Source organism: Streptomyces sp. NPDC037288 (assembly GCF_055603265.1).
The window spans coordinates 137,375-163,389 of the sequence record NZ_JBVJVY010000002.1 but is presented as its reverse complement, the minus strand read 5'-3'; the positions used below and the strand labels follow the sequence as shown (position 1 = coordinate 163,389).

The 26,015-nt window shown below is 72.3% G+C and carries 20 protein-coding genes; 9 read left to right on the top strand and 11 right to left on the bottom strand.

The window, feature by feature from the left end; all coding sequences use genetic code 11:
* Positions 1-311 precede the first annotated feature (311 nt).
* A complete protein-coding gene (locus ACZ7GZ_RS03080; protein ID WP_351244234.1) occupies positions 312-542 on the top strand; it encodes a hypothetical protein in 231 nt (76 codons plus the stop codon).
* 238 nt (positions 543-780) lie between these two features.
* Here ACZ7GZ_RS03080 and gcl read toward each other — a convergent pair whose 3' ends face one another.
* The gene (gene gcl / locus ACZ7GZ_RS03075) at positions 781-2,568 is read right to left on the bottom strand and encodes a glyoxylate carboligase (protein ID WP_471020464.1); all 1,788 of its coding nucleotides are present in this window, start codon (positions 2,566-2,568) and stop codon (positions 781-783) included.
* Positions 2,569-2,772: 204 nt separating this feature from the next.
* Here gcl and ACZ7GZ_RS03070 point away from each other — a divergent pair, with 204 nt between their 5' ends.
* Positions 2,773-3,756, top strand: coding sequence for a hypothetical protein (locus ACZ7GZ_RS03070; protein ID WP_471020463.1), 984 nt, complete (start codon positions 2,773-2,775; stop codon positions 3,754-3,756).
* A 196-nt stretch (positions 3,757-3,952) separates the two neighbouring features.
* On the opposite strand, the gene ACZ7GZ_RS03065 is transcribed toward ACZ7GZ_RS03070, so the two are convergent.
* The gene (locus ACZ7GZ_RS03065; RefSeq protein ID WP_471020461.1) at positions 3,953-5,560 is read right to left on the bottom strand and encodes an AMP-binding protein; all 1,608 of its coding nucleotides are present in this window, start codon (positions 5,558-5,560) and stop codon (positions 3,953-3,955) included.
* Positions 5,557-7,230, bottom strand: coding sequence for an AMP-binding protein (locus ACZ7GZ_RS03060; RefSeq protein WP_471020460.1), 1,674 nt, complete (start codon positions 7,228-7,230; stop codon positions 5,557-5,559). The genes ACZ7GZ_RS03065 and ACZ7GZ_RS03060 overlap by 4 nt, the downstream gene beginning before the upstream one ends.
* A 115-nt stretch (positions 7,231-7,345) precedes the next feature.
* Here ACZ7GZ_RS03060 and ACZ7GZ_RS03055 point away from each other — a divergent pair, with 115 nt between their 5' ends.
* The 3 genes from ACZ7GZ_RS03055 (at position 7,346) to ACZ7GZ_RS03045 (ending at position 12,287) form a co-directional block, all read left to right on the top strand.
* Positions 7,346-8,176, top strand: coding sequence for a helix-turn-helix transcriptional regulator (locus tag ACZ7GZ_RS03055; protein WP_471020458.1), 831 nt, complete (start codon positions 7,346-7,348; stop codon positions 8,174-8,176).
* A 152-nt stretch (positions 8,177-8,328) separates the two neighbouring features.
* Positions 8,329-11,280 carry a helix-turn-helix transcriptional regulator gene (locus tag ACZ7GZ_RS03050; protein ID WP_471020457.1) on the top strand — a complete coding sequence of 984 codons (2,952 nt, stop codon included), beginning with the start codon at positions 8,329-8,331 and terminating at the stop codon, positions 11,278-11,280.
* A gap of 215 nt (positions 11,281-11,495) precedes the next feature.
* Positions 11,496-12,287, top strand: coding sequence for a S1 family peptidase (locus ACZ7GZ_RS03045; RefSeq protein WP_471020455.1), 792 nt, complete (start codon positions 11,496-11,498; stop codon positions 12,285-12,287).
* 112 nt (positions 12,288-12,399) lie between these two features.
* Here ACZ7GZ_RS03045 and dmpI read toward each other — a convergent pair whose 3' ends face one another.
* Both dmpI and ACZ7GZ_RS03035 read right to left on the bottom strand, forming a co-directional pair.
* Positions 12,400-12,582, bottom strand: a complete 183-nt coding sequence (dmpI, locus tag ACZ7GZ_RS03040; RefSeq protein WP_471020454.1) for a 4-oxalocrotonate tautomerase DmpI — start codon at positions 12,580-12,582, stop codon at positions 12,400-12,402.
* Positions 12,583-12,674: 92 nt separating this feature from the next.
* Complete coding sequence (locus tag ACZ7GZ_RS03035; RefSeq protein WP_471020451.1) at positions 12,675-13,541, bottom strand: LysR family transcriptional regulator; 867 nt, start codon at positions 13,539-13,541, stop codon at positions 12,675-12,677.
* 261 nt (positions 13,542-13,802) lie between these two features.
* Between ACZ7GZ_RS03035 and ACZ7GZ_RS03030 the strand changes: the two genes are divergently transcribed.
* Positions 13,803-14,951 carry a magnesium and cobalt transport protein CorA gene (locus ACZ7GZ_RS03030; protein ID WP_471020448.1) on the top strand — a complete coding sequence of 383 codons (1,149 nt, stop codon included), beginning with the start codon at positions 13,803-13,805 and terminating at the stop codon, positions 14,949-14,951.
* A gap of 136 nt (positions 14,952-15,087) precedes the next feature.
* Here ACZ7GZ_RS03030 and ACZ7GZ_RS03025 read toward each other — a convergent pair whose 3' ends face one another.
* A complete protein-coding gene (locus tag ACZ7GZ_RS03025; RefSeq protein WP_471020446.1) occupies positions 15,088-15,729 on the bottom strand; it encodes a phosphoribosyltransferase in 642 nt (213 codons plus the stop codon).
* 177 nt (positions 15,730-15,906) lie between these two features.
* On the opposite strand from ACZ7GZ_RS03025, the gene ACZ7GZ_RS03020 reads away from it, so the two are divergent.
* Both ACZ7GZ_RS03020 and ACZ7GZ_RS03015 read left to right on the top strand, forming a co-directional pair.
* Positions 15,907-16,644 carry a polysaccharide deacetylase family protein gene (locus ACZ7GZ_RS03020; protein ID WP_471020772.1) on the top strand — a complete coding sequence of 246 codons (738 nt, stop codon included), beginning with the start codon at positions 15,907-15,909 and terminating at the stop codon, positions 16,642-16,644.
* Positions 16,645-16,683: 39 nt separating this feature from the next.
* Complete coding sequence (locus ACZ7GZ_RS03015; RefSeq protein WP_471020444.1) at positions 16,684-17,124, top strand: SRPBCC family protein; 441 nt, start codon at positions 16,684-16,686, stop codon at positions 17,122-17,124.
* 115 nt (positions 17,125-17,239) lie between these two features.
* On the opposite strand, the gene ACZ7GZ_RS03010 is transcribed toward ACZ7GZ_RS03015, so the two are convergent.
* The 5 genes from ACZ7GZ_RS03010 to ACZ7GZ_RS02990 all read right to left on the bottom strand — a co-directional run bounded on the left by ACZ7GZ_RS03010 (position 17,240) and on the right by ACZ7GZ_RS02990 (position 23,982).
* Positions 17,240-18,391, bottom strand: a complete 1,152-nt coding sequence (locus ACZ7GZ_RS03010) for an XdhC family protein (protein WP_471020443.1) — start codon at positions 18,389-18,391, stop codon at positions 17,240-17,242.
* A gap of 48 nt (positions 18,392-18,439) precedes the next feature.
* On the bottom strand, positions 18,440-19,906 hold the full coding sequence (locus ACZ7GZ_RS03005) for an NCS2 family permease (RefSeq protein ID WP_471020442.1): 1,467 nt from the start codon (positions 19,904-19,906) through the stop codon (positions 18,440-18,442).
* Positions 19,907-20,118: 212 nt separating this feature from the next.
* Positions 20,119-22,503 carry a xanthine dehydrogenase family protein molybdopterin-binding subunit gene (locus tag ACZ7GZ_RS03000; RefSeq protein WP_471020439.1) on the bottom strand — a complete coding sequence of 795 codons (2,385 nt, stop codon included), beginning with the start codon at positions 22,501-22,503 and terminating at the stop codon, positions 20,119-20,121.
* Position 22,504: 1 nt separating this feature from the next.
* Positions 22,505-23,089, bottom strand: coding sequence for a (2Fe-2S)-binding protein (locus ACZ7GZ_RS02995; protein WP_471020437.1), 585 nt, complete (start codon positions 23,087-23,089; stop codon positions 22,505-22,507).
* Positions 23,089-23,982, bottom strand: coding sequence for an FAD binding domain-containing protein (locus ACZ7GZ_RS02990; protein ID WP_471020434.1), 894 nt, complete (start codon positions 23,980-23,982; stop codon positions 23,089-23,091). The genes ACZ7GZ_RS02995 and ACZ7GZ_RS02990 overlap by 1 nt, the downstream gene beginning before the upstream one ends.
* Before the next feature lie 341 nt (positions 23,983-24,323).
* Here ACZ7GZ_RS02990 and ACZ7GZ_RS02985 point away from each other — a divergent pair, with 341 nt between their 5' ends.
* The gene (locus tag ACZ7GZ_RS02985) at positions 24,324-25,997 is read left to right on the top strand and encodes a PucR family transcriptional regulator (protein WP_471020433.1); all 1,674 of its coding nucleotides are present in this window, start codon (positions 24,324-24,326) and stop codon (positions 25,995-25,997) included.
* The last annotated feature ends 18 nt before the right edge of the window (positions 25,998-26,015 follow it).

Sequence of the window (26,015 nt, the reverse complement as noted above, 5' to 3'; positions counted from 1 at the left end):
ACGGCGGTGGGCGCGGGCAGGGCGAGGACCGTGGCGGCGTGCGAGCCAGTGCGGTGGTGAAGGACCGAGTCCCCTTCTCGACCAGAGGGAAGGGGCCCCGGCTCCGTCGCACACCGCCGCGGTCCCACCCAGCCCCCTGTTTTCCGGGGGCCACCCGCTCCGTCCGGCGGCGCGAACGACCTGTCGCGCCCAGCCTCGCGCCGTCGGACGGTCACCACACGGACGCCAAGCGCTCCCCCGGCCAGGGGGGAGCGCTTCGTGCTGTCCGGGCCCGGCGTGCGGGTGCGCCCCGTCCGCCGCACGCTGAACACATGGGCAATACGCAGTACCCGCACATCGTGGTCCACTCCCCGGCCCTGGACGGCTCACGGCGGGTCACCGAGGGGGACGTGATCCTGGGGATCGCCTCGCATCTGGACGACGTCGTGGAGATCCTCCGGCTGGCCGATCTGGACCGGATCGAGGTGGAGGAGAGCGACCTGATCGAGTGGCAGGGCGGCGGCCCCGACGACTGGCCGGGGCTGTCGGAGCACGAGCTGTAGCCGGAGCGGCCGGGCGTACCGCACCGGTCGTAGACGGGCTACGTCATGCTCAAATCAAGCTCTGAACACCGCGCCACAGGCTTCAACCCCCCTCCCGCCCGGGCAGATTATGGGCACAGGGGCACGCCGGCACGGGGGCGGTGAGCTCCTCGACGGGGGATGCACGGGGGACGCCACGGGGGACGCGAAAGGGCGGCCCGTCCGAGAGGACGGGCCGCCCTTGGTGTGCCTGGCGGTGTCAGACCTTCAGCGGCTTGATCGACGTCGGCGCGTGGCCCGGCTCGGTGGCCAGGTCCTCGAACTCGGTGATGTCACCGATGTCCATGGTCCTGCTCATCGCGATGTTGGTGACGCGCTCCAGGATCGCCTCGACGACGACCGGCACCTGGTACTCCGCGGCCAGCTTCTTCGCCTGCTCGAACGCCGCCCCCAGCTGGTCCGGCTCGGTGACCCGGATCGCCTTGCAGCCCAGGCCCTCGGCGACCTTCACGTGGTCCACGCCGTAGACGCCGATCTCCGGCGTGTTGATGTTCTCGAACTCCAGGTTGACCTGGAAGTTGATGTCCAGGCCGGCCTGCGCCTGGCGGATCAGGCCCAGGTAGGCGTTGTTCACCAGGACGTGGACGTAGGGGATCCGGTGCTGAGCGGCGACCGCCAGCTCCTCGATCAGGAACTGGAAGTCGTAGTCGCCGGAGAGCGCGACGACCGGGGAGTCCGGGTCGGCCTTGGCGACGCCGATCGCGGCCGGGATGGTCCAGCCCAGCGGGCCGGCCTGGCCGCAGTTGATCCAGTGGCGCGGCTTGTAGACGTGCAGCATCTGCGCGCCGGCGATCTGGGAGAGGCCGATGGTGGTGACGTACCGGGTGTCCGGGCCGAAGGCCCTGTTCATCTCCTCGTACACCCGCTGCGGCTTCATGGGCACGTTGTCGAAGTGCGTACGGCGCAGCAGCGTCGCCCTGCGCTCCTGGGTGGAGGCGACCCAGTCGGTGCGGTCGGGCAGCTTGCCCGCGGCCTTCAGTTCCCCGGCGACCTCGATGAACAGCTCCAGGGCGGCCCTGGCGTCGGAGACGACCCCGTAGTCCGGCGGGAAGATCTTGCCGATCTGGGTGGGCTCGATGTCGACGTGGACGAACTTGCGCTCGCCGCGGTACACGTCGAGCTTGTAGCCGGTGTGGCGGTTGGCCCAGCGGTTGCCGATGCCGAGGACGAAGTCCGACTCCAGGAAGTTGGCGTTGCCGTACCGGTGCGAGGTCTGGACACCGACCATGCCGGCGTTCAGCTCGTGGTCGTCGGGCAGCACTCCCCAGCCCATCAGAGTCGGGATGACGGGGGTGTCGGTCAGCTCGGCGAACTCCACCAGCAGGTCGCTGGCGTCGGCGCCGATGATGCCGCCGCCGGCGACGATGACCGGGCGCTCGGAGGCCAGCAGGAAGGAGATCGCCTTCTCGATCTGGGCGCGGGTCGCGGCCGGCTTGTAGACGGGCAGCGGCTCGTACGTCTCCGGGTCGAACTCGATCTCGGTGAGCTGGACGTCGATGGGCAGGTCGATCAGGACGGGGCCGGGACGGCCGGAGCGCATCAGGTGGAAGGCCTGCTGGAAGACACCGGGGACCTGTGCGGCCTCCAGGACGGTGACCGCCATTTTCGTGACCGGCTTGGCGATCGAGGCGATGTCGACGGCCTGGAAGTCCTCCTTGTGGATCACGCTCGTGGGCGCCTGGCCCGTGATGCACAGGATCGGGATGGAGTCACCGATGGCCGAGTACAGGCCGGTGATCATGTCGGTGCCGGCCGGACCGGAGGTGCCGATGCAGACGCCGATGTTGCCCGGCTTGGTGCGGGTGTACCCCTCGGCCATGTGCGAGGCCCCCTCCACATGGCGGGCGAGGGTGTGGTTGATCCCGCCGCCCTCCTTGAGGGCCTTGTAGAACGGGTTGATCGCCGCGCCCGGCACACCGAAGGCGTCGGTGACGCCCTCGCGCTTGAGGATCTCAACTGCCGCGCGGGCAGCGGTCATACGAGCCATCGAGTACTCCTGCTTCGGCTGTCGGATGCGTACTCCCGTCGCGCCCCGCGGTGAGCACAGTCTCCAGTTCGACAAATTCCGCATTACGGAATTTAACTTCTACTATCTGGAAGCAATGTAGAAGCGCACGCCCATGACGTCAAGAGAGCCAAGACAGGTGCAGACCCGGAAAGCGCCGGACAAGGGGGGTGGCGGAGGAGGACGATGGGTGCGCTGTCCCGACGCGACGCCTGGGAGTGGGCCATGCCCGAGAGCGTGCCGGTGCGCTGCCCGGCCTGCCGGCGCGAGCACGTCTACACCGCGCCGGTGTATCCGTGCGCGTGCGGCGCCCCCACCGCCCCGCGGCTGGATCCGGCCGCCGGACCGGTCGTGGCGGCTCACCGGGCGTGGGACGACGAGTGGATCGCCCTGCCGTGCGCCGCCTGCGGGCGCCGCAACCAGTGGCCGCACCCGGAACTGGGCTGCGCGTGCGGCACGGCCCTGCGCATCCCGGTGGCGACGACACCTCCGGCGGACACCGGCCCGTACTCCGCACCGACCGGTACGCCGTCGACGGACACCGGTATGCAGTCGACGGACAGCCGCAGGCCGCCCACGGACAACGGTATGCAGTCGACGGACAACCGCAGGCCGTCGGCAGAGAGCGGTACACCGTCGACGGACGACGGGGGACCGTCGGGAGACAGCGGTATACCGTCGACCGTCGACCGCATGCCGTCGGCAGACAGCGGTATCCCCTCACCGGCGCGCGAGCCCGGCGCCCCCTCCCGCCGTCCCGCCTTCCAGCCGTGCGCCATCCGCACCGCGCGCGACGCCGTCACGGCCGCCGCGCTGTACCTGCGCTGGCTCGGCTACCGGGACATCCGCCGCGCCGACCAGCGGCCCCCGAACGGCATCGGGCTCGCCGCCCACGGACTGCTCGCGCAGGTGGACCCGACGGTGCGCCCGGCGGCACCGCGGGATGTGGAGTGCCTGTGGCTTACGGCGATGACGGAGTCCGCGGAGTGTGTGTACTTCTCCCTCGCCGGCTACACCGACGACGCCCGGGCCCGTGCGAACTCCCTGGGCATCCCGCTGTTCGTCCTGGACCTCGCGGGCGTCCCGCAGCCGATGAACGACCCGGCCGGCACACTGCACACCACGGGCGCCCCGGGACCGGGCACCCGGTCCCACGACGGCCGCGGCTGACGCACGGCGAGCTCCGGTGACGTCCGACGGACCCCGGCCCGTGTGTGCCGCCGACAGCGCGCTCGGTCCGGGGTCCGCCGTCGAGCAACAAGCGGATGCCCGCTTGCGGCCGTATCACGCACGGCGTCACCGAATTCGTGCGCGCACGTGCCCGCGCCGCCGACGTGTGAACGGCCGGGCACCCAGGCTCGGCCGTTCACGGCCGGGGAGGTGACACCTGGTACCTCTCCCGCAGTTCGACCTTGCGTACCTTTCCGGACACCGTCATCGGGAAGGAGTCGAGGATCTGGAGCCTGCTGGGGATCTTGTAGTGCGCGAGCCTGCCCTGGCAGAAGGCGCGCAGTTCCTCCAGGGTCACCGGGTCCGCCGCGTCGTGCGGGACGACACAGGCGAGCACCTCCTCGCCGTACGTCTCGTGCGGCACCCCGACGACCTGGACGTCCCTGATCTTGGGGTGGGCGTAGAGGAACTCCTCGATCTCGCGCGGGTAGATGTTCTCGCCGCCCCGGATGATCATGTCCTTGATCCGGCCGACGATCTCGACGTAACCGTCTTCGCGCATCACCGCCAGGTCCCCGGTGTGCATCCAGCGGCCCGCGTCGACGGACTCGGCGGTCTTCTCCGGCTCGTTCCAGTAGCCGAGCATGACGCTGTAGCCGCGGGTGCACAGTTCCCCTGCCGTGCCGCGCGGTCGGGTCACCCCGGTGGCCGGGTCGACGACCTTGACCTCCAGGTGCGGCAGGACGCGGCCGACGGTGCCGGTGCGGTGCTCCAGGTCGTCGTCCCTGCGGGTCTGCAGCGACACCGGCGACGTCTCGGTCATGCCGTAGCAGATCGAGACCTCCTCCATGTGCATCTCGGCGACGACCCGTTTCATCACTTCCACCGGGCACGGCGAGCCCGCCATGATGCCGGTGCGCAGGGTCGACAGGTCGTACGCCGCGAAGTCGGGGAGGTTGAGCTCGGCGATGAACATGGTCGGAACGCCGTACAGGGACGTGCAGCGCTCTTGCTGCACCGCCTCCAGGGTGGCCTTCGGTTCGAAGGACGGAGCCGGGATCACCATGCAGGCGCCGTGCGAGGTGGCGGCCAGGTTGCCCATCACCATGCCGAAACAGTGGTAGAAGGGGACGGGGATGCAGATTCTGTCCTGCTCGCTGTAGGCGATCAACTCCCCCACGAAGTAACCGTTGTTGAGGATGTTGTGGTGGGAGAGGGTGGCGCCTTTCGGGAATCCGGTCGTTCCCGAGGTGTACTGGATGTTGATCGGGTCGTCGCAGGACAGTTCCTCGTACACGGCGTCACCGGTGCCCCGCCCGAGCAGCGCCTCCCAGCCCGGGTCGCCGATGTACACGACCTCGCGCAACCCGGGGCATCTGCCCCGCACCTGGTCGACCATGGCCCGGTAGTCGCTGCTTTTGTGGCTCAGGGAGGCGAACAGCAGGGAGATCCCGGCCTGGCCCAGGACGTACTCGACCTCATGGGTGCGGTAGGCCGGGTTGATGTTCACCATGATCGCGCCGATGCGGGCGGTGGCGTACTGGACGAGGACCCACTCCGGGCAGTTGACCGCCCAGATGCCGACCCGGTCGCCCTTGGCGACGCCGCTCGCGGCCAGCGCCTGGGCCAGTTCCTCGACGGCGGCGCCGAACTGCGCATACGTCCAGCGCCGCCCCGACGGCACGTCGACCAGGGCCTCGCGGTCGGGCCAGGCGGCCACGGCCCGGTCCAGGCTGGCGCCGATGGTGTCCCCGAGCAGGGCGGTGGAACCGGTTCCGTGGGTGTACGACAGCTCGGTGGTCACCGGAAGTCCTCCTCGCGGTACTCGTCGTCCGAGCCCTGGGCCGTCGCCTCGCGCAGCTCGATCCGGCGGATCTTGCCGGAGACGGTCTTGGGCAGGGCGCCGAACTCCAGCCGGCGGATGCGCTTGTAGGGGGCGAGCACCTGGCGGGAGTGCTCGAAGATGACCTTCGCGGTGTCGGGGCCGGGCTCGAAGCCCTCGGCGAGCACGACGTAGGCCTTCGGCACGGCGAGCCGCAGCTCGTCCGGCGCGGGCACGACGGCGGCCTCGGCCACCGCCTCGTGCTCCAGCAGCGCGCTCTCCAGCTCGAACGGGCTGATCTTGTAGTCGGAGGCCTTGAAGACGTCGTCCGCGCGGCCGACGTAGGTGAGATAGCCGTCCTCGTCGCGGGCGGCGATGTCCCCGGTGCGGTAGTAGCCGCCCGCCATGGCCTCCGCCGTGCGGTCCGGGTCGCCGTGGTAGCCGGTCATCAGGCCGGCCGGCCGCTCGGACAGGTCGAGGGCGATCTCGCCCTCGGCGGCGCCGGGGGCGCCGGAGACCGGGTCGAGGAGTTCCACGCGGTAACCGGGGCTCGGGCGGCCCATGGAACCGGTCTTCAGCACCTGGCCGGGGCTGTTGGAGACCTGTACGGCGGTCTCGGTCTGCCCGAAGCCGTCCCGGATGGTGACGCCCCAGGCCCGCCGGACCTGCTCGATGACTTCGGGGTTGAGCGGCTCGCCGGCGGCCACGACCTCGCGGGGCGGGGTGCGCAGCCGGCTCAGGTCGGCCTGGATGAGCATGCGCCACACGGTCGGCGGGGCGCAGAAGGTGGTGACCCCGGCCCGGTCCAGCTCGGCCATGAGCCGGGTCGCGTCGAAGCGGGTGTAGTTGAACAGGAAGACGGTCGCCTCGGCGTTCCAGGGGGCGAACAGGTTGGACCAGGCGTGCTTGGCCCAGCCGGGCGAGGAGATGTTCAGGTGGACGTCGCCGGGTTTCAGGCCGATCCAGTACATGGTCGCCAGGTGCCCGATGGGGTACGAGGTGTGGGTGTGCTCGACCAGCTTGGGGCGGGCGGTCGTGCCGGAGGTGAAGTAGAGCATGAGCGGGTCGTCGGCCAGGGTGGGGCCGTCGGGGAGGAACTCGGCGGGGGCGGTGTAGGCGTCCTCGTACGGCTCCCAGCCCTCCTCGGGCAGCCCGCCGACCGAGATCCGGGTGTAGGCGCCGGGCACGCCGGTGAACTTGGCGGTGTCCTCGGCGCGCGCGATCACGTGCTTCACCCGGCCCCGGTCCACCCGGTCGCGCAGGTCGGCCGGGCCGAGCAGCGGGGTGGCCGGGATGACCACCGCGCGCAGCTTCATCGCGGCCAGCGCGGTCTCCCACAGTTCTGCCTGGTTGCCGAGCATGACGAGGATCCGGTCCTCCGCGGCGACGCCGCGCTCGTGCAGCCACCGGGCGACCCGGTTCGACCGCTCGGACAGCTGCGCGAAGGACAGCCGGGTCTCGCGGCCGTCCTCCTCGACGATGTGCAGCGCGGTCTTCCCGTTGCCGGCGGCGATCACGTCGAACCAGTCCAGCGCCCAGTTGAAGTGCTGGGGCCGGGGCCAGGCGAAGCCCTCGTAGGCGGTGGTGTAGTCCTCGCGGTGCTCCAGCAGAAAGTCCCGGGCGCTCCGGAACAACTCCGTCGCCGTCGTCATCGTGTCCTCCTCGCGCTGCCGGACCATTGCCGGGCGGCTCTCTGGCATCGTCTAATCCGTGATGCAGGTCTCACTACCCCCGAACGGGGGTGGGGGTGCCGGAAGGAGCGGACCGGTGACGGCAGAGGCGTCGGGGGCGGTGGAGATCGGCGGGGCGCTGGCGCGGCTGCGGCGGGTGACCGGACTGCCCGTCGCCTTCGGCGGCCTTGTCGGGTCCGGCCGGCCGCAGATCCGGATCAGCGAGCTGAGCGGCACGACGACGACCGCCCTGCGTTCGCTGGCGGTGACCTCCGGCAGCGGGCTCGGCGGCAAGGCGGTGGCGCTCGCCCGGCCGTGCGCGGTGACGGACTACTCCAGTTCCCGGCAGATCAGCCATGAGTACGACATCCCGGTCGCCGCGGAGGGCATCCGCTCGGTCGTCGCCGTGCCGGTGGTGGTACGGCGCCGGGTGCGCGGGGTGCTCTACGGCGCGCTGCGCTCGGCCGAGCCGCTCGGCGACCGCACGCTGGGCGCGGTGATGGCCGTGGCGCGGGACGTGGAGCAGGCTCTGGTGGTGCGGGACGAGGCGCGGGGGCTGCTGGCGGCGGTCCGGCCGGAGCCCGCCGGCGCCGAGGGTGGCGCCGTCCGGGAGCAGGTGCGTGAGGCGCACGCGGCGCTGCGCGCGCTCGCGCCGCGGATCGCCGATCCTGAGCTGCGGGCGGAACTGCTGGCCGCGTGCGGGCTGCTGACCGCTCCGCGGCGGGTTGGGGGCACGACTCTGGCGCCGCGCGAACTGGACGTGCTGTCCTGGGTGGCGGCGGGGGCGACGAACGCGGCCGTGGCCGAGCGGCTGGGGCTGCGCCCGGAGACGGTCAAGGGCTATCTGCGCTCGGCGATGCGGAAGCTGGGTGCGCACACCCGAGGGGAGGCGGTGACCGCGGCGCGCAGGGCGGGGCTGCTGCCGTGAGGCGAGGCGGTGAGGAAACCTTTCCATTCAAGCGCAGACGCCTTGATTTTCCTTGTGCTTGACCGTTTGTTATTTCCCTCACCACGGCTTCCGTCCGAATTTCGACGATCGTTGCCTAGAATTTGGCCCGGACACGACACACGAGGGGAGCGGTGACCGTGCGACGGGACTTCCAGGAGCCTGCCAGGTGCCGCCCCGACCTGGTCATCGGCCGCGAGGAACTGTTCGCCGGCGCCCGCGACCAACTCGCCTCGGGCGGCAGTGTGCTGCTCCACGGCCCCGCCGGAATAGGGAAATCCACCGTCCTGCGGGCATTGGCCGAGGAATACGGCCCCACCGCGCGGACCGTGTTGCGCTGCTCGGCCACCGAGTCCGAATCCCACCTCCCCTTCCTGGCCCTCGCCGACCTGTTCGGCCTGGTCCTCGACGACGTCTCCCCCCGGCTGCCCCTGGCCCAGCGCACCGCCCTGGAGTCGGCGCTCACCGGCCGCGGCGAGTCCAGCCTGCAGCGCGACGGTCTCGCCCTGCGCCTCGCGGTGCTCTCCGCGCTGCGCGCGCTGGCCGCGCGGGGCGGTGTCCTCGTCGTCGCCGACGACCTGCAGTGGCTGGACCCGGCCAGTGCCGAGCTGCTCGGCTTCGCCGCCCGGCGCCTGGAGGGCACCCCGGTACAGCTGCTGTGCGCGGTGCGCACCGAGGGCCAGGAGAGCCAGGAGTACGACCGGCATCTGCGCTCCTGCCCGCCGGGCACCCTCGCGGTCCGGCTCGGTCCCCTCTCCCGCGGCCAGGTCGCCCAGCTGCTCGACCACCGCGGCCACGGCGGCCTGCCCCGCTCCACCGTCCGCGAGATCCACCGCACCAGCGGCGGCAATCCGCTGTTCGCCCTGGAACTCGGCCGGGCCCTCGCCGACAGCCCGACCCCGCCCCGGCCGGGCGAGCCGCTGCCGGTGCCGACCAGCCTGCGCGCCCTGGTGCTCAGCCGCCTGGACATGCTCTCCGTCGAGGCCCGCCGGACCCTGCTGGTGGCCAGCGCCGGTGCCCGCCCCACCCCGGCGCTGCTGCACGCGGCCGGCCGGGAGAACGCCGAGGCCGAATGCGCCCAGGCCGCCGAACTCGGGCTGCTGGCCACCGAGCCGGACGCCCCGGCCGTACGGTTCGCGCACCCGCTGATATCGGCCGCGCTGTACGCGGAGGCGCCCGCGCACGAGCGGCGCGCCGCGCACGCGGCCCTGTCCACGGCGGCCTCCGACCCGATCGAACGGGCCCGGCATCTGGCGCTCGCCACCACCGGCACCGATCCGGAGGTCGCCGCCCGGCTCGCCGGGGCCGCCGCCCTCGCCCGGGACCGCGGCGCCCCCTCGGTCGCCGCCCACCTGGGGCTGCTCGCCGCCCGGCACACCCCCGCCGACGGGACGCCGGGCCAGGAGGAGCGCCGGCTGCAGGCCGCCGAGGACGCCATCACCGCGGGCGAGATCGACCTGGCCCGGGACATCGCCCGTGAGGTGCTGGCCCGGGCGACCGTGCCCGCCGACCGGGTCCGCGCCTGGATCATCGTCATCGACAGCGCCGGCCACACCATGGCCGAGGTCGACGCCGTCTTCCCGCAGGCCCTCGCCGACGCCGGCGACGACCCGCGGCTGCTGGCCCTGGTGCACTACCAGCTGGCCTGGCGGACGCTGATCGTGGAGGGCGACTTCACCGAGGCCCGCGAGGCCGCCGCGCACGCCGCCGAGCTGGCCGCCCTCGGCAGGGACCGGCGCACCGAACTGCTCTCGCTGGCCTTCCAGGCGCAGACCGAGACCCTGATGGGCCACCCGGAGGCGCCCCGGACCATCCAGCGCGCCCTGAAGGAGCCCCAGGACCCGCGGGTGGCCTGGCACCACAACGGGGCGGCCAGCGCCCGGTTCCGCTGGCTGGTCATGGGCGACCAGCTGGCCGAGGCCCGGACGACGGTCACCGCGCTGCTGCGCGAGGTGCGCCGGCGCGGCTCGGTGGAGTCCGAGGTGCACTTCCTGCGCGGCCTCGCGGAGACCGAACTGCGCGCCGGGCACTGCGGGCGCGCCCTGGAGCTGGCCCGCGAGAGCCTGCGCCTGGCCCGGGACTCGGGGATCGGCGAGACCGCCTCGGCGATGCTCACCTCGCTCGCGGAGGCCTCCGGCGGCGATGTGGACCGGGCCCTGGCCCTCGCCCGGGAGGCGGTGGCGCACGCCGAGGAGGACGGCGACCAGATGTACCTGTCCCGGGCTCTGGGCGCGCTCGGGTACGCCCAGTTGGTGGCCGGGGACCCGGCGGGCACGGTCCGCTCGCTGCGCCGGGTGCGCACGCTGGAGCTGGGGCTGGGCATCACCGACCCGGCGCGCGGGCGCTGGCAGGGGGACCTCGCCGAGGCCCTGGTCCGGATCGGCGAGGCGGCCGAGGCGCAGGACGTCATCGCCGCGAGCCGCGAGCACGCGCTCAGGCTCGGCCGGGAGAGCGTCCTCGCCGTCCTGGACCGCTCCGAGGCCCTGGTGCGGGCCGCGCAGGGCGACCTGGAGGCGGCGGTGGCGCAGCTGACGTCCGCTCAGGACCGGCTCGGCAAGCTCGGCTACGGCCTGGAGGAGGCGCGGGCCGCGTTCGCGCTGGCCCGGCTGCGGGGCAGACGGCGCCCGGCCGAAGGGGGGCGCCTGTGGCCGGAGCCTCTGGGGGGCGCGGAAGCGGGAAACGCCGAGCACGGCCGGGCTCTCGCCCCGGGCCTCGGCGCTCCCAGGGCCCGGACGGGCACCGGCTCGGCGGCGTACGACGAGGCCACCCGGCTGTTCCGCCGCTGCCGGGCGCTGCCCTGGCTGCGCCAGGTGGACGAATCCCGTACCGCCCCCGATCCGGAACCGGCCCGTCCCGCGCCGGACGCCCTGGACGCGCTGGCGGTGCTGGCCGCGATGGAGCGTCAGGTGGCCGCGCTGGTGATGGAGGGGGCCACCAACCGGGAGATCGCCGCCCGGTTGTTCATCAGCGTCAAGACGGTGGAGGCGACCCTGACCCGGGTCTACCGCAAACTGGGGATCCGCTCGCGCGTGGACATCGTCCGATTGGCGGCGGCTCGCGGGCGCCCCGAGCACGGCCCTAGTTAACTGAACCGGACCGAGGGTTTTCCCTCACCCAACCCCCTAGGGGGTTCCCTCATTGGGAGCCGCGGGCTCCGGGTCCTAGCGTAATGGGCGTGCCGCTCGCCCGGGCACACGGGGTCGGTCCCTCCCTCTCGGTCACGCCCGAGCAGGGGGTGCCCGCGCCCCGTGCTCCACCACCCGTGCGACCCCCCACCGGTGCAACCCCACTGAGGAGACTCATGTCCGGGCTCAGACGTGCCAGAAAGACCGCCGCACCCCTGGTGGCCACCGCCGCCGCCGCGGCGACCGCGCTGCTCGCCTCCCCCACGGCGAGCGCCGCACCGCAGCCCATCGTCGGCGGTACGACCACCACGACGACGGCGTACCCGTTCGTCATGCAGATCACCGACGCGTCCGGCAACCAGTTCTGCGGCGGCACGCTCGTGGCCGCCACGAAGGTCGTCACGGCCGCGCACTGCATGGCCGGCGAGTCCGCGGCCAACGTCCGCGTGGTCGGCGGCCGGACCTTTCTCAACGGCACCGACGGCACGGTCAGCAAGGTCAGCAAGATCTGGGTCAACCCGGGCTACACCGACGCCACCAAGGGCGACGACGTGGCCGTACTGACCCTGTCGACGTCGATGCCGTACACCCCGGCGTCGTACGTCACCTCGTCCCAGACGAGCGTGTACGCGGCCGGCACCCCGGCCCGCATCCTCGGCTGGGGCACCACCTCGGAGAACGGCAGCTCCTCCAACCAGCTGCGGACCGCGACCGTCCCGGTCGTGTCCGACTCCAGCTGCGGTTCTTCCTACGGTTCGGACTACGTCCGGTCCGACATGGTGTGCGCCGGATACAGCTCCGGCGGCGTAGACACCTGCCAGGGCGACAGCGGCGGTCCCCTGCTCATCGGGGGCGTCCTGGCAGGGATCACTTCTTGGGGTGAGGGGTGCGCGGAGGCCGGTTACCCGGGTGTGTACACCCGGCTGACCACCTTCTCGGACCTGGTGACCGCGCAGGTCGACTCCTAGCCCCGAAGACCTCCCGAGTACCTCTCGGGTAGATGCCAGGGGGGCGTTGCGAGCCACCACGAGCGGCCCGCAACGCCCCCCTCTCCACGTTCACCCCCGTGGAACGCGGGGCCTACTTGTCGGCCGTGAGCTTCCCGGCCGCGCCCCAGCTGTCCGCCGGGACCTCGTGGATCCACACCTGCACGGTCTCCGCCGGGATCCGGTAGGCGTCGACGAAGGCGTCGGTGACCCGCTTGACCAGCTCCCGCTTCAGCTCGGTGTCGCGGGGACCCTGCTGGATGGTGACGATCGGCATGGCTGAACTCCCTTGAGTGGTGTTCTCGTTCGGTGGGTCCAGTCCATCGCGGCGCACGTCCGCGACCAAGGAGCAGTCCGCGACCGCAGCGATCAGCTCGCGTGATCGTCGCAGGCCAGCAGTAGTTTCTCCAGGTGCGGGGAGGGGGCGGCGGCGGACACCGCGAGACCGGTGGCCAGGGCCAGTCCGGGGGCGCGGAAGGGGATGTACGCCACTCTGGGCGTGGCCAGCACGCGCGCGTGGGAGGCGTAGACGACCGTCCACAGGGGGCGGGCGCCGATGGTGGCGAGGGTGTCGTGCAGCGTGCCGCCGGCCGGTCCGGGCGCCGGTTCGAAGCCGGCCGCGTGGCAGGCGCCGACGACCAGGTCGACCAGGGTGGGGTTGTTCCGGCGCGGGGTGAGGGCCAGGGGCAGCCCGGCGAGGTCCGCGAGGTCGATCTCGTCCCGCGCCGCGAGCGGATGCGTGGCCGGCAGGGCGGCCACCAGCGGATCGGGCCACAGCGGCACCACCCGTACTCCGGCCGGGGGTTCGGCGGAGCGCACGAACGCGGCGTCCAGCCGGCCCGCCGCGACCCGGTTCAGGCGCTCCTCGGCCGGCAGGGAGAGCAGCTCCACCGGCACCTCGGGGGCCCGCTCGGCGAACGCGGCCAGCACCCGGTCCAGGTGCGCGCCGAGCCCGGTGCTGGTGCCGAGGCGCAGCACGGTGGGCGCCGCCACGGCGGCCCGCGCCTTCTGCGCAGCCGCGAGCACCGCCCGCGCCTCGGGCAGCAGCCGCTCGCCCGCCCCGGTCAGCCGCACCCGGCGCGGCGAGCGGTCGAACAGCTCGGCGCCCAGCTCCCGCTCCAGCCGCTGTATCTGCTGGCTGACCGCGGACTGCACGATGTGCAGCCGCTCGGCGGCCCGCCCGAAGTGCAACTCCTCGGCGACGGCGACGAAATAGCTGAGCTGACGCAGTTCCATGGGCTCGACTGTAGAGCCCGGGCCCCGACCGCCTCGGTACAGGCCACAGGGTCCGGCCGGCTGCGCCGGAGACCGGGGGCACCGGGCCCCCGTCGCGGTCGCCCCCGCGCGGGCGCGACGGTGCCGAACGAGACGTGCGGGGCGCGCGGGCGCCGGGCGTGGGGGTGCGCGGATATCCTTTTTCTCCTGTCCCTGGGTTTCTCCCCTCCTCCATCCCCGGTGAGTGATCAGGCGTACGCAGGCTCGACGGAGAGGCGTCCGATGTCCGAGCGAGAAAGCGGCAGGAACGGCGGGCGCAGATCCGCCTGGCGCCGCGCCCTCACCCCGTCCCAGCCCCCCGTCACCGAGGCGCCCGCACCCGCCCCTCCCACGGGGGACGGCGCCGAGCCGGGGAGCATCGTCCAGGCGGCGCTGTACCGCGACGGCGTCCGCGTCTCCTCTCCCGCCACGCTCGCCGAGACCTACCGCGCACTGCGCGAGCAGCCCCCGGGCATGTCCTGGATCGGCCTGGCCCGCCCCACCGGCGCCGATCTGCGGTCGCTGGCCGCCGAGTTCGGGCTGCATCCCCTCGCGGTGGAGGACGCGATGGAGGCGCACCAGCGGCCCAAGCTGGAACGGTACGGCGACACCCTGTTCGTCGTCCTGCGCGCCGCCCGCTACCTGGACGCGCCGGAGGAGGTCGACTTCGGCGAGCTGCACGTGTTCGTCGGCCCGGACTTCGTCATCACCGTCCGGCACGGCGCGGCCCCGGACCTGTCGGCGGTCCGGCGCCGTATGGAGGACTCCCCCGATCTGCTCGGGCTCGGCCCGGAGGCCGTGCTGTACGCGATCCTCGACGCCGTCGTCGACGGCTACGCCCCGGTGGTCTCGGGTGTCCAGAACGACATCGACGAGATCGAGACCGAGGTGTTCCGCGGCGACCCCGAGGTGTCCCGCCGTATCTACGAACTCTCCCGCGAGATGGTCGAGTTCCAGCGCGCCACCCGTCCGCTCGTCGGCATGCTGCACGGGCTGATGGCCGGCTTCGCCAAGTACGAGACGGACGAGGAACTCCAGCGCTACCTGCGGGACGTCGCCGACCATGTCACCCACATCAGCGAACGCGTCGACGGTTTCCGCCAGGCTCTCACCGAGATCCTCACGGTCAACGCGACCCTGGTCACGCAGCAGCAGAACGCGGAGATGCGGGCGCTGGCGGAGGCGGGTTTCGAGCAGAACGAGGAGGTCAAGAAGATCTCGTCGTGGGCGGCCATCCTCTTCGCTCCGACCCTGGTCGGCACGATCTACGGCATGAACTTCACGCACATGCCCGAACTGCGCTGGGCGTTCGGCTATCCCTTCGCGATGGGCCTGATGGCCGTGGTCTGCACGGCGCTGTACGTGGTCTTCAAACGGCGGGACTGGCTGTAGGGCGCCGGCAGGAAGCCGTCCGGCGTGTGCGGCGCCGCCGCGGGGGCGCGACCGGCCACGACGAACCCGCACCCGGCAACGGCGACGCACCCGACGGCGCTGATCCGCGGGGCCGCCCTGCACGGAAACCCGGCCGTCAGTGCGCCCGCAGCGCGGCCAGCACCTCGGCGTCCGTCAGCTGCTCGAAGTCCTCGTACCACTGGCCGACGGCGCTGAAGGCGGCCGGCCGGTGCGGGCACAGGATCGTGTCGGCCTCGCCGGCGAGCCGGTCCAGGGAGTCCGGTGCGCCGACGGGGACGGCCAGGACGAGGTGCGCGGGCCGGCGGCGCCGGACGTGGCGCAGGGCCGCGCGGGCGGTGGCGCCGGTGGCGAGTCCGTCGTCGACCACGATCACCGTGCGGCCCTCCGGGTCCGGCGCCGGGCGGTCGCCGCGGTAGCGCTGCTCACGGCGGCGCAGTTCCTTGCGTTCGCGTTCGACCACCGGCGCCATGGATTCCTCGGTCAGGCCGAGCCGGTCCAGGGTCCCGGCGTTGAAGAGGGGCGGGTCGTCCCCGACGAGCGCCCCGACGGCGAACTCCTGGTGGTGCGGGGCACCGATCTTGCGCACGATGAGCACGTCGAGCGGGGCGCCCAGCGCGCGGGCGACGGGCTCGGCGACGGCGATGCCGCCGCGCGGCAGGGCGAGGACGAGGGGGTCGGTGAGGGTGCCCTGTTCCCGCAGCTCGCTCAGCAGTCCGGCGAGTTCCCGCCCGGCTTCGGCACGGTCCCGGAAGCGCATGGCTCGTCCTCCTCCGCGGAGCCCCTCCTTCCATGGTGCTCCCGGATCGGGCGTCCCGGCCGGATACTCCGCGACGTCCCACGGTATTCGCACACCAGATCTATACACCGAGTGTATAGTCCACGCATGCCTGATTCGACCGACAAGACCGCGTCGCCGGGACACGCGCCCGGGAAGATGCGCGCAACCGCCCGGAGGTTCCGTCCGGCCGCGCTCGCCTCGGCCGCCCTCGGCCTGGCGCTCACCCTGTCCGGCTGCGCCCAGGCCGACACGACCGCGCCGAGCACCGTACGGGCCGAGGCGGCACCCGGGGCGCCGGCGAAGTTCGGGACCGTCGACTGCCGCGAGGCCAGGTGCATCGCGCTCACCTTCGACGCCGGACCCAGCGAGAACTCGGCGCGGCTGCTCGACATCCTCAGGGAGAAGAAGGTCCCGGCCACCTTCTTCCTGCTCGGCAAGAACCACATGGAGAAGTACCCGGAGCTGGTCAAGCGGATGGCCGCCGAGGGCCACGAGGTCGCGAGCCACACCTGGGACCACAAGATCCTCACGCGGATACCGGACGCGCAGATACGCGAGGAGCTGAAGCGGCCGAACGACGCGATCGAGCGGCTGACCGGGCACAGGCCGACGCTGATGCGCCCGCCGCAGGGCCGCACGGACACCGACGTGCACCGGATCGCCAAGGAGCAGGGCCTGGCGGAGGTGCTGTGGAGCGTGACCGCCAAGGACTACACGACCAACGACTCGGCGCTCATCACCAAGCGCGTCCTCGCCCAGTCGTCCCGCGACGGGATCATCCTGCTGCACGACATCTACCCGGGCACCGTCCCCGCCGTGCCGGGCATCGTCGACGCGCTGAAGGAGCGCGGCTACACCCCTGACCCGCTCGGCCGGCGGGTGAGGCGGGGGTGAACGCGCGGGTACCGGGCGGCCATTGCCTACGATCGTGCCGTGCCGACCTTCTCCTTCGCCCGCACGGCCCCGCTTCCGCTCGACGAGGCGTGGCGCCGGCTCACCACCTGGCCCCGCCACGCCGACGCGGTCCCGCTGACCCGGGTCCGGGTACTGACCCCCGAGCCCACCGGCGTGGGCACCCGCTTCGTGGCCCGTTCGGGCCTCGGCCCGCTGGCCGTCGACGACGTCATGGAGGTGACGCTCTGGCGCCCGCCCGCCGACGGCGAGGCCGGCCTGTGCCGCCTGGAAAAGCGCGGCCGGGTGGTGCGGGGCTGGGCGGAGATCGAGGTGGGGCCGGGTCCCGGGGGCCGCAGCCGGGTGGTGTGGCGGGAGGAGCTGCGGGTGCGCTTCCTGCCGCGAGCCTTCGACGGGCTGCTGGAAGGCACGGCACGCGTGATGTTCGGCCGAGCGGTCAACCAGCTGCTTCGACGGGCGTGAGCAGCAGCGCCCCGGGGGACGCGGGGCCGTATCCCCGTGCGGCCCCGCCGTGGGGGCGCGACCGGCCAGGACGCTGCCGCGGGCGCCGGACGCCCCCGCGGCACTTCGTGACGGGTCAGGCCACCGACCCGATCCTTGCGGCCGGCCACGAGGCCGTCTCGCGGTGGATGGGGGTGTGCGCGCCGGTGAGGGAGACCCCGCTGCCGCCGCGGCGGTTCGCGACGATCTCGGCGCCGATCGACAGGGCCGTCTCCTCCGGCGTACGGGCCCCGAGGTCGAGCCCGATCGGGGAGCGCAGCCGGGCCAGCTCCAGCTCGGTGACGCCGACCTCGCGCAGCCGCGCGTTGCGGTCCAGGTGGGTGCGGCGGGAGCCCATCGCGCCGACGTAGGCGACCGGCAGCCGCAGGGCCACCTTCAGCAGGGGGACGTCGAACTTGGCGTCGTGGGTGAGGACGCACAGAACCGTACGGCCGTCGGTCCCGGTGCGCTCCAGGTACCTGTGGGGCCACTCGACGACGATCTCGTCGGCCTCCGGGAAGCGGGTGCGCGTGGCGAACACCGGGCGGGCGTCGCACACGGTGACGTGGTAGCCGAGGAACTTGCCGACGCGGACGAGCGCGGAGGCGAAGTCGATGGCGCCGAACACGATCATCCGGGGTGCGGGGACGGAGGACTCGACCAGGACCGTGAGCGGGGCGCCGCAGCGCGAGCCCTGCTCGCCGATCTCCAGGGTGCCGGTGCGGCCCGCGTCCAGGAAGGCGCCGGCCTCCGCGGCGACGGTGCGGTCCAGTGCGGGATGGGCGCCGAAACCGCCGTCGCGGGAACCGTCGGGACGCACGAGGAGGGCCCGGCCCCGCAGCCGAGCCGGTCCCTCCACGATCCGCGCGACCGCCGCCGCCTCCCCACGGGCGGCGGCGGCCAGCGCGGCGGCGACCACCGGCCGGGCGGGACCGTCCGCCCGGACCGGCGTGACGAGGATGTCGATGACGCCGCCACAGGTCAGGCCGACGGCGAAGGCGTCCTCGTCGCTGTACCCGAAGCGCTCCAGGACGGTCTCGCCGTCCTCCAGCGCCTGCCGGCACAGCTCGTACACGGCCCCTTCCACGCATCCGCCGGAGACCGAACCGATGGCCGTGCCCTCGGCGTCCACCGCGAGGGCGGCGCCGGGCTGGCGCGGGGCGCTGCCGCCGACGGCCACCACGGTGGCGACGGCGAAGTCACGGCCCTGCTCGACCCACCGGTTCAGCTCGTCGGCGATGTCCAGCATCTGTCGGTCTCCTAACGGATTGCGCGGGGAAGGGCGCCGGCAGGGCGGCTAGTGCACGCCCAGCAGGGCTCGGATCGGATGCAGGGAGAAGTAGACGAGGAAGAGGACGGTCAGACCCCACATGAAGGGGCCGATCTCCCGCCACTTGCCCTGGGCGATCTTGATGACGACGTAGGAGATCACACCGGCCGCGACACCGGGGGTGATCGAGTACGTGAACGGCATGATGACGACGGTCAGGAAGACCGGGATGGCGACGGAGCGGTCGCCCCAGTCCACGTGGCGGGCGTTCATCATCATCATCGCGCCGATGGTGACGAGGGCGGCCGAGGCGACCTCGCGCGGCACGATCGCCGTGATCGGCGTGAAGAACAGGCAGAGGGCGAAGAACCCGCCGGTGACCACCGAGGCCAGTCCGGTACGGGCGCCCTCACCGACGCCGGTCGCGGACTCGACGAACACGGTCTGGCCGGAGCCGCCCACGACACCGCCGACGGCGCCGCCGGCACCGTCGATGAACAGCGCCTTGGACAGGCCGGGCATCCGCCCCTGGGAGTCGGCGAGGTTGGCCTCGGTACCGATGCCGATGATGGTCGCCATCGCGTCGAAGAAGCCGGCGAGCACCAGCGTGAAGACGATGAAGGTGACCGTCATGTAGCCGACGTCGCCCAGGCCGCTGAAGGACACCTTGCCGATGAGCGAGAAGTCCGGCATCGACACGGCGCTGCCGTGCAGCGCGGGGCCTTCACCGTTGGCCCAGGTCTTGCCGTCGACGAGGCCGGCCGCGTTGACGACGATCGCGAGAACGGTGCCGGTGGCGATGCCGATGAGGATGGCACCCGGCACGTTCCGCGCCTGCAGCGCGAAGATGAGCAGCAGTGTGACGGCGAAGAGCAGGACGGGCCAGCCGACGAGCTCACCCCCGCTGCCCAGGGTGACCGGGGTCGCCGTACCGGCGTGCACGAACCCGGCCTTGACCAGACCGATGAACGCGATGAACAGACCGATGCCGATCGTGATGCCGTGCTTGAGCGGCAACGGGATCGCATTCATGATCATCTCACGGAGACCCGTGACCACCAGCAACATGATCACGACGCCGTAGGCGACGCACATCGCCAGGCCCTGGGCCCACGTCAGGTCCTTGGTGCCCATGACCAGACCGGCCAGCACGCCGGACACGGAGAGCCCGGCGGCCATGGCGAGCGGCACCTTGCCGATCCAGCCCATGAGGAGAGTGGTGAACGCCGCGCCGAGCGCGGTGGCCGTGATGAGGGCCTTCTGACTCAGAGAGTCGCCGGACCTGTCCGCGCCGCTGAGGATCACCGGGTTGAGCAGAAGGATGTACGCCATCGCCATGAAGGTGGTGACGCCACCGCGGACCTCGGTCGCGATGGTGGATCCTCTTTCGGATATGTGGAAGTACCGGTCGAGCCACGACCTGCCGGCCGACGGACGCGAACCCGCGCCCGCGTCTTCGGCGGTGGTCGTGGGCTCCACTGACTGCTGGGTCATGGTGCCATCTCCCAAGGTTCACAGGGGCACCCGTACAACCGCCTCTACGGTCACGGGATTTGGGGAATGGACGACCCGGGGGACGGCCCGAGACGAACGAATTTCCTGGTACTTCAAGGACCGCGAGCGGTGCGGAACTCAAAGGGGGGTTCCTCCGGGCGGCGCGGCGGAGTGTGTGACGTTCCCTGCGCCGCCCGGAGAGCATTCGGGTGTTACGCGGTTCCCGTGAGGTGCTCGGGCCGCACCGGCGTGCGGTTGAGCTCCAGCCCGGTCGCGTTCCGGATCGCCGCGAGGACGGCCGGCGTGGACGACAGGGTCGGGGCCTCGCCGATGCCACGGAGCCCGTAGGGGGCGTGGTCGTCGGCGAGTTCGAGCACGTCGACCGGGATGGTCGGCGTGTCGAGAATCGTGGGGATCAGGTAGTCCGTGAAGGAGGGGTTCCTGACCTTCGCGGTCTTCGGGTCGACGATGATCTCCTCCATCACCGCCACGCCCAGGCCCTGGGTCGTACCGCCCTGGATCTGGCCGACGACGGAGAGCGGGTTGAGCGCCTTGCCGACGTCCTGGGCGCAGGCCAGTTCGATGACCTTGACCAGGCCGAGTTCGGTGTCGACCTCGACGACGGCGCGGTGCGCGGCGAAGGAGTACTGGACGTGTCCGTTGCCCTGGCCGGTGCGCAGGTCGAAGGCCTCGGTCGGCCGGTGCCGCCACTCCTCCTCGACCTCCACGGCCTCGCCCTCCAGGACGTCGACCAGGTCGCCGAGGACCTCGCCGCCGTCGGTGACGACCTTGCCGCCCTCCAGCAGGAGTTCCGCGGTCGCCCAGGCCGGGTGGTAGGTGCCGAACTTGCGCCGGCCGATCTCCAGGACCTTTTCCCTGACGAGTTCGCAGGCGTTCTTCACGGCACCGCCGGTGACGTAGGTCTGCCGGGAGGCCGAGGTGGAGCCGGCGGAGCCGACCTGGGTGTCGGCCGGGTGGATGGTCACCTGGGTGACGCCGAGCTCGGTGCGGGCGATCTGCGCGTGGACGGTGACACCGCCCTGGCCGACCTCCGCCATCGCGGTGTGCACCGTCGCGACCGGCTCGCCGCCGATGACCTCCATGCGCACCTTGGCGGTGGAGTAGTCGTCGAAGCCCTCGGAGAAGCCGACGTTCTTGATGCCGACCGCGTAGCCGATGCCGCGTACGACGCCCTCGCCGTGCGTGGTGTTGGACAGACCGCCGGGCAGCTGCCGTACGTCGGCGCCCTCGCTGGACTCCCACTGGCGCTCGGGCGGCATCGGCATCGCCTTGATGCGGCGCAGCAGTTCGGCGACCGGGGCCGGGGAGTCGACCGGCTGCCCGGTCGGCATGATGGTCCCCTGCTCCATGGCGTTCAGCTGCCGGAACTCCACCGGGTCCATGCCCAGCTTCTTCGCCAGCTTGTCCATCTGCGCCTCGTAGGCGAAGCACGCCTGGACCGCGCCGAAGCCGCGCATGGCGCCGCAGGGCGGGTTGTTGGTGTAGAGGGCGATGGCCTCGATGTCGACGTCGTCGATCACGTACGGGCCGACCGACAGGGAGGAGGCGTTTCCTACGACCGCCGGGGAGGCGGAGGCGTAGGCGCCGCCGTCCAGGACGATCCTGCACTTCATGTGCGTGAGCTTGCCGTCCCTGGTGGCGCCGTGCTCGTAGTAGAGCTTCGCCGGGTGGCGGTGGACGTGTCCGAAGAAGGACTCGAACCGGTTGTAGACGATCTTCACGGGCTTGCCGGTGCGCAGCGCCAGCAGACAGGCGTGGATCTGCATCGACAGGTCCTCGCGGCCGCCGAAGGCGCCACCGACGCCGGCCAGCGTCATGCGCACCTTCTCCTCGGGCAGGCCGAGGACGGGCGCGATCTGGCGCAGGTCGGAGTGGAGCCACTGGGTGGCGATGTAGAGGTGGACGCCGCCGTCCTCCTCGGGCACGGCGAGGCCGGACTCGGGGCCGAGGAAGGCCTGGTCCTGCATGCCGAAGGTGTACTCGCCCCTGACGATCACGTCGGCGCGCCTGGCGGCCCGGTCCGCGTCGCCGCGGATGATCGGCTGGCGGTGGACGATGTTCGGGTGCGGGACGTGGCCTGCGTGGTGGTCGTCGCGTCCCTCGTGGATCAGGATGGCGTCCGGCGCGGTGGCGGAGGCCTCGTCGGTGATGACGGGCAGCTCCTTGTACGCCACCTTGATCTTGGCGGCGGCGCGGCGGGCCGTCTCCGGGTGGTCGGCGGCGACGAGCGCCACCGGCTCGCCGTGGTGGCGCACCTTGCCGTGGGCCAGGACCGGGGTGTCCTGGATCTCCAGGCCGTAGTTCTTCACCTCGGTGGGCAGGTCGTCGTAGGTCAGGACGGCGTAGACACCCGGGGTGGCCAGGGCCTCGGAGGTGTCGATCGAGACGATCTCGGCGTGGGCGACGGTGGAGCGCAGGATCTGGCCCCACAGCATGTCCTCGTGCCACATGTCGGACGAGTACGCGAACTCGCCGGTGACCTTGAGGGTGCCGTCCGGGCGGAGCGTGGACTCGCCGATGCCGCCCTTGGTCTGAGAACCCTGCGTGATCTTCGTAGGGGCGCCGTTGGCGGGCATGTCAGACCTCCTCGGACTGACGGGCGGCCGCCAGGCGGACCGCGTCCATGATCTTCTCGTAGCCCGTGCAGCGGCACAGGTTGCCCGACAGCGCCTCGCGGATGTCCGCGTCGGACGGGTTCGGGTTGCGCTCCAGGAGTTCGTCGGAAGCGACGAGCAGACCCGGGGTGCAGAAGCCGCACTGGACGGCGCCGGCGTCGATGAACGCCTGCTGGACCGGGGAGAGTCCGGTGCCCTCGCCGGTCTGCGAGTCGGTGCCCTTCGCCTTCCACTGCCGGGCGTCCTGCAGGGACGTGCCGCAGGCTCCGGTGGCGCAGCCGCCGTGCTCCTCGCGCTGCTTGGCGTAGTCCGCGAGGCCCTCGACGGTCACGACGTCGCGGCCCTCGGCCTGACCGGCCGCGACCAGGCAGGAGCAGACCGGGACGCCGTCCAGGCGCACGGTGCAGGAACCGCATTCGCCCTGCTCGCAGGCGTTCTTCGAGCCCGGCAGGCCGAGGCGCTCGCGCAGGACGTACAGCAGGGACTCGCCCTCCCAGACGTCGTCGGCCTCCTGCGGACGTCCGTTGACGGTGAAGTTGACGCGCATCACGCAGCTCCCTCGATGGTGCGGTGGTTGCCGCGGTACGACTCCCAGGTCCAGGTGAGCGTCCGGCGGGCCATGACGCCGACCGCGTGGCGGCGGTAGCTCGCGGTGCCCCGGACGTCGTCGATCGGGTTGCAGGCGGCCGAGCACAGCGCGGCGAACTGCCTGGCGACCGACGGGGTGATGATCTTTCCGTTGTCCCAGAAGCCGCCCTCCTCCAGGGCCGCGTTCAGGAACTCCTCGGCGGCCTTGGCCCGGACCGGGGTCGGGGCGGCCGAGCCGATGCCGGTGCGGACCGTACGGGTCTCGGGGTGCAGGGCGAGGCCGAAGGCGCACACGGCGATGACCATGGCGTTGCGGGTGCCGACCTTCGAGTACTGCTGCGGGCCGTCCGCCTTCTTGACGTGGACGGCGCGGATCAGCTCGTCGGGCTGGAGCGCGTTGCGCTTGACGCCGGTGTAGAACTCGTCGATCGGGATCAGGCGGGTGCCGCGGGCCGCCGACTCCACCTCGACCTCGGCGCCGGCCGCGAGCAGCGCGGGGTGGGCGTCACCGGCGGGCGAGGCCGTGCCGAGGTTGCCGCCGACGCCGCCGCGGTTGCGGATCTGCGGGGAGGCGACCGTGTGCGAGGCGAGCGCGAGGCCCGGCAGCTCGGCACGGAGGTTCTCCATGATCTTGGTGTACGGCACGGAGGCACCCAGCCGTACGCTCTCCTCGCCGACCTCCCACTCGGTGAGGTCGCCGATGCGGTTGAGGTCGAGCAGGTACTCGGGCCGGCGGTGGTCGAAGTTGATCTCGACCATCACATCGGTGCCACCCGCAATCGGCACAGCGGTGGGGTGCTCGGCCTTCGCGGCGAGCGCCTCCTCCCAGCTGGCGGGGCGAAGGAAGTCCATGACCGGCTCTCTTCTTGGTCTCATGGGTCGTACAGATTGAGCCAATCCGTGTGCGGCGGGCCCGGCTCGTTCACGTGCTGTTAACGCGGAGTGGACTCAGTACACCGCCCCGTACTCCGGCACGGTCAGTCACCGAAACCATGAAGGAGTTGGCTGGCCACACCGGGCATCTTGTAGATTCGTATGAACGGAGGTCATCGGTAACCTCTCCGATTTCCTGGGGAAACACAGGAAACAGCGCGGAGACCCCGGGAGAGTGCCCTGTGCGGCCCGTGCGGGTCCTACTCCGTCACCCTCCAAGATCCATCGTAGGTTTCGAGACAAAGAACGGCGGCGACGAGATGCGGCTGCGCGCACTTCTGGACACCGATGCGCTGGGCCTGCGGCTGCTCGGCGGTGAGGAGGAACTGGACCGGTCGGTGCGCGGGGTCATGACCACCGACCTGCGCGACCCGAGCCGCTACCTCTCCGGGGGCGAGCTGGTGCTGACCGGCCTCGCCTGGCGCCGGGACGCGGGCGACTCCGAGCCGTTCGTACGGATCCTGGTGCAGGCCGGGGTGGCGGCGCTCGCGGCCGGCGAGGCGGAGCTGGGCGACATCCCGGACGACCTGGTCCTGGCCTGCGCCAAGCACCGGCTGCCGCTGTTCGCCGTGCACGAGTCGGTGGCCTTCGCCACGATCACCGAGTACGTCGTACGCCAGGTCTCCGGCGAGCGCGCCGGGGACTTGGCGGCCGTCGTGGACCGGCACCGGCGGATGATGACCTCGGGCCCGGCGGGCGGCGGCCCGGACGTGGTCCTGGACCTGCTCTGCTCCGACCTCGACCTGCGTGCCTGGGTGCTCTCCCCCACCGGCCGGCTGATCGCCGGTTCCAAGGTGGCGGGCCCGGCGCTGCCCGCGCAGACCTGCGCGAAGCTCGCCGCCGAGCACCTGGCGGCCACCCGCACCGGCCGGCGCGGCCCGCACCGTGTCCTGCTGGGGGGTACGACGTACTCGCTGTTCCCGATCCGCTCCCTGGGCCGGACCCCGCAGGCGGCCCGGGACGTGCGCGAGACGGTGCTGTCGGACTGGCTGCTGGCCGTCGATGCGGACGCCGGGGACTGGCCCGAGGAGCGCCTGGACCTGCTGCAGGGCGTGACCCAGCTGATCGCCGTCGAGCGCGACCGCCGGGACGCGGCGCGCACGGTGCGGCGCCGGCTCGCCCAGGAGGTGCTGGAGCTGGTGCAGACGGGGGCCGCGCCGGCCGAGATCGCGGCCCGCCTGCGGGTGGCCGCGCCGGTGCTGCTGCCCGGGCTCGGGGCGGCCCCGCACTGGCAGGTGGTGGTGGCCCGCGTGGAGTGGGACGGCGGGGAGGTCGAGGGCGGCCCGGTCGCCCAGTCACTGCTGGAGGAGGTGCTGGTCGACCCGCTGGCCACCGGCCCCGAGCCCTCGGACCGGATCGCCGTCGCGCACACGGGCGACGAGGCCATCGCGCTCGTCCCGCTCCCGGCGGTCTCCGCCGAGCACGACGGCTCGGAGACCGGTCTGCTGGCCGACTCCCTGCTGCAGTCGGTGCGCGAGACCCTGTCGGCGGGCCTGGACGGCGACGGGCGGCTCACTCTCGGCGTCAGCGCGGCCGTGCACTCGGCGGAGGGCCTGCGCGGCGCCCTGGAGGAGGCCCGGCACGCCCGCCGGGTGGCGGCGGCCCGCCCCGGCCGGGTCTGCGCGGCCGGGCACCAGGAGCTGGCGTCGCACGTCCTGCTGCTCCCGTTCGTCCCGGACGACGTCCGCCGGGCCTTCACCGCCCGCCTCCTGGACCCGCTGACGGACTACGACCGCCGCCACCGGGCGGAGCTGATCCCCACCCTGGAGGCGTTCCTGGACTGCGACGGCTCCTGGACCCGCTGCGCCACCCGGCTCCACCTGCACGTCAACACGCTGCGCTACCGGGTCGGCCGCATCGAGCAGTTGACGGGACGGGACCTGTCGCGGCTGGAGGACAAGCTGGACTTCTTCCTGGCCCTGCGGATGAGCTGAGGTCAGCGGGGGCGCGCG

Excerpts from the sequence above, each read along its gene's own strand:
- ACZ7GZ_RS03010 (WP_471020443.1), bottom strand. The coding sequence starts at position 18,391 with ATGCTGGACATCGCCGACGAGCTGAACCGGTGGGTCGAGCAGGGCCGT.
- ACZ7GZ_RS03070 (WP_471020463.1), top strand. The coding sequence starts at position 2,773 with ATGGGTGCGCTGTCCCGACGCGACGCCTGGGAGTGGGCCATGCCCGAG.
- ACZ7GZ_RS02985 (WP_471020433.1), top strand. The coding sequence starts at position 24,324 with ATGCGGCTGCGCGCACTTCTGGACACCGATGCGCTGGGCCTGCGGCTG.
- ACZ7GZ_RS02990 (WP_471020434.1), bottom strand. The coding sequence starts at position 23,982 with ATGGACTTCCTTCGCCCCGCCAGCTGGGAGGAGGCGCTCGCCGCGAAG.
- ACZ7GZ_RS03030 (WP_471020448.1), top strand. The coding sequence starts at position 13,803 with ATGTCCGAGCGAGAAAGCGGCAGGAACGGCGGGCGCAGATCCGCCTGG.
- ACZ7GZ_RS03000 (WP_471020439.1), bottom strand. The coding sequence starts at position 22,503 with ATGCCCGCCAACGGCGCCCCTACGAAGATCACGCAGGGTTCTCAGACC.
- dmpI (WP_471020454.1), bottom strand. The coding sequence starts at position 12,582 with ATGCCGATCGTCACCATCCAGCAGGGTCCCCGCGACACCGAGCTGAAG.
- ACZ7GZ_RS03020 (WP_471020772.1), top strand. The coding sequence starts at position 15,907 with ATGCGCGCAACCGCCCGGAGGTTCCGTCCGGCCGCGCTCGCCTCGGCC.
- ACZ7GZ_RS03080 (WP_351244234.1), top strand. The coding sequence starts at position 312 with ATGGGCAATACGCAGTACCCGCACATCGTGGTCCACTCCCCGGCCCTG.
- ACZ7GZ_RS03025 (WP_471020446.1), bottom strand. The coding sequence starts at position 15,729 with ATGCGCTTCCGGGACCGTGCCGAAGCCGGGCGGGAACTCGCCGGACTG.
- ACZ7GZ_RS02995 (WP_471020437.1), bottom strand. The coding sequence starts at position 23,089 with ATGCGCGTCAACTTCACCGTCAACGGACGTCCGCAGGAGGCCGACGAC.
- ACZ7GZ_RS03045 (WP_471020455.1), top strand. The coding sequence starts at position 11,496 with ATGTCCGGGCTCAGACGTGCCAGAAAGACCGCCGCACCCCTGGTGGCC.
- ACZ7GZ_RS03035 (WP_471020451.1), bottom strand. The coding sequence starts at position 13,541 with ATGGAACTGCGTCAGCTCAGCTATTTCGTCGCCGTCGCCGAGGAGTTG.
- ACZ7GZ_RS03060 (WP_471020460.1), bottom strand. The coding sequence starts at position 7,230 with ATGACGACGGCGACGGAGTTGTTCCGGAGCGCCCGGGACTTTCTGCTG.
- gcl (WP_471020464.1), bottom strand. The coding sequence starts at position 2,568 with ATGGCTCGTATGACCGCTGCCCGCGCGGCAGTTGAGATCCTCAAGCGC.
- ACZ7GZ_RS03005 (WP_471020442.1), bottom strand. The coding sequence starts at position 19,906 with ATGACCCAGCAGTCAGTGGAGCCCACGACCACCGCCGAAGACGCGGGC.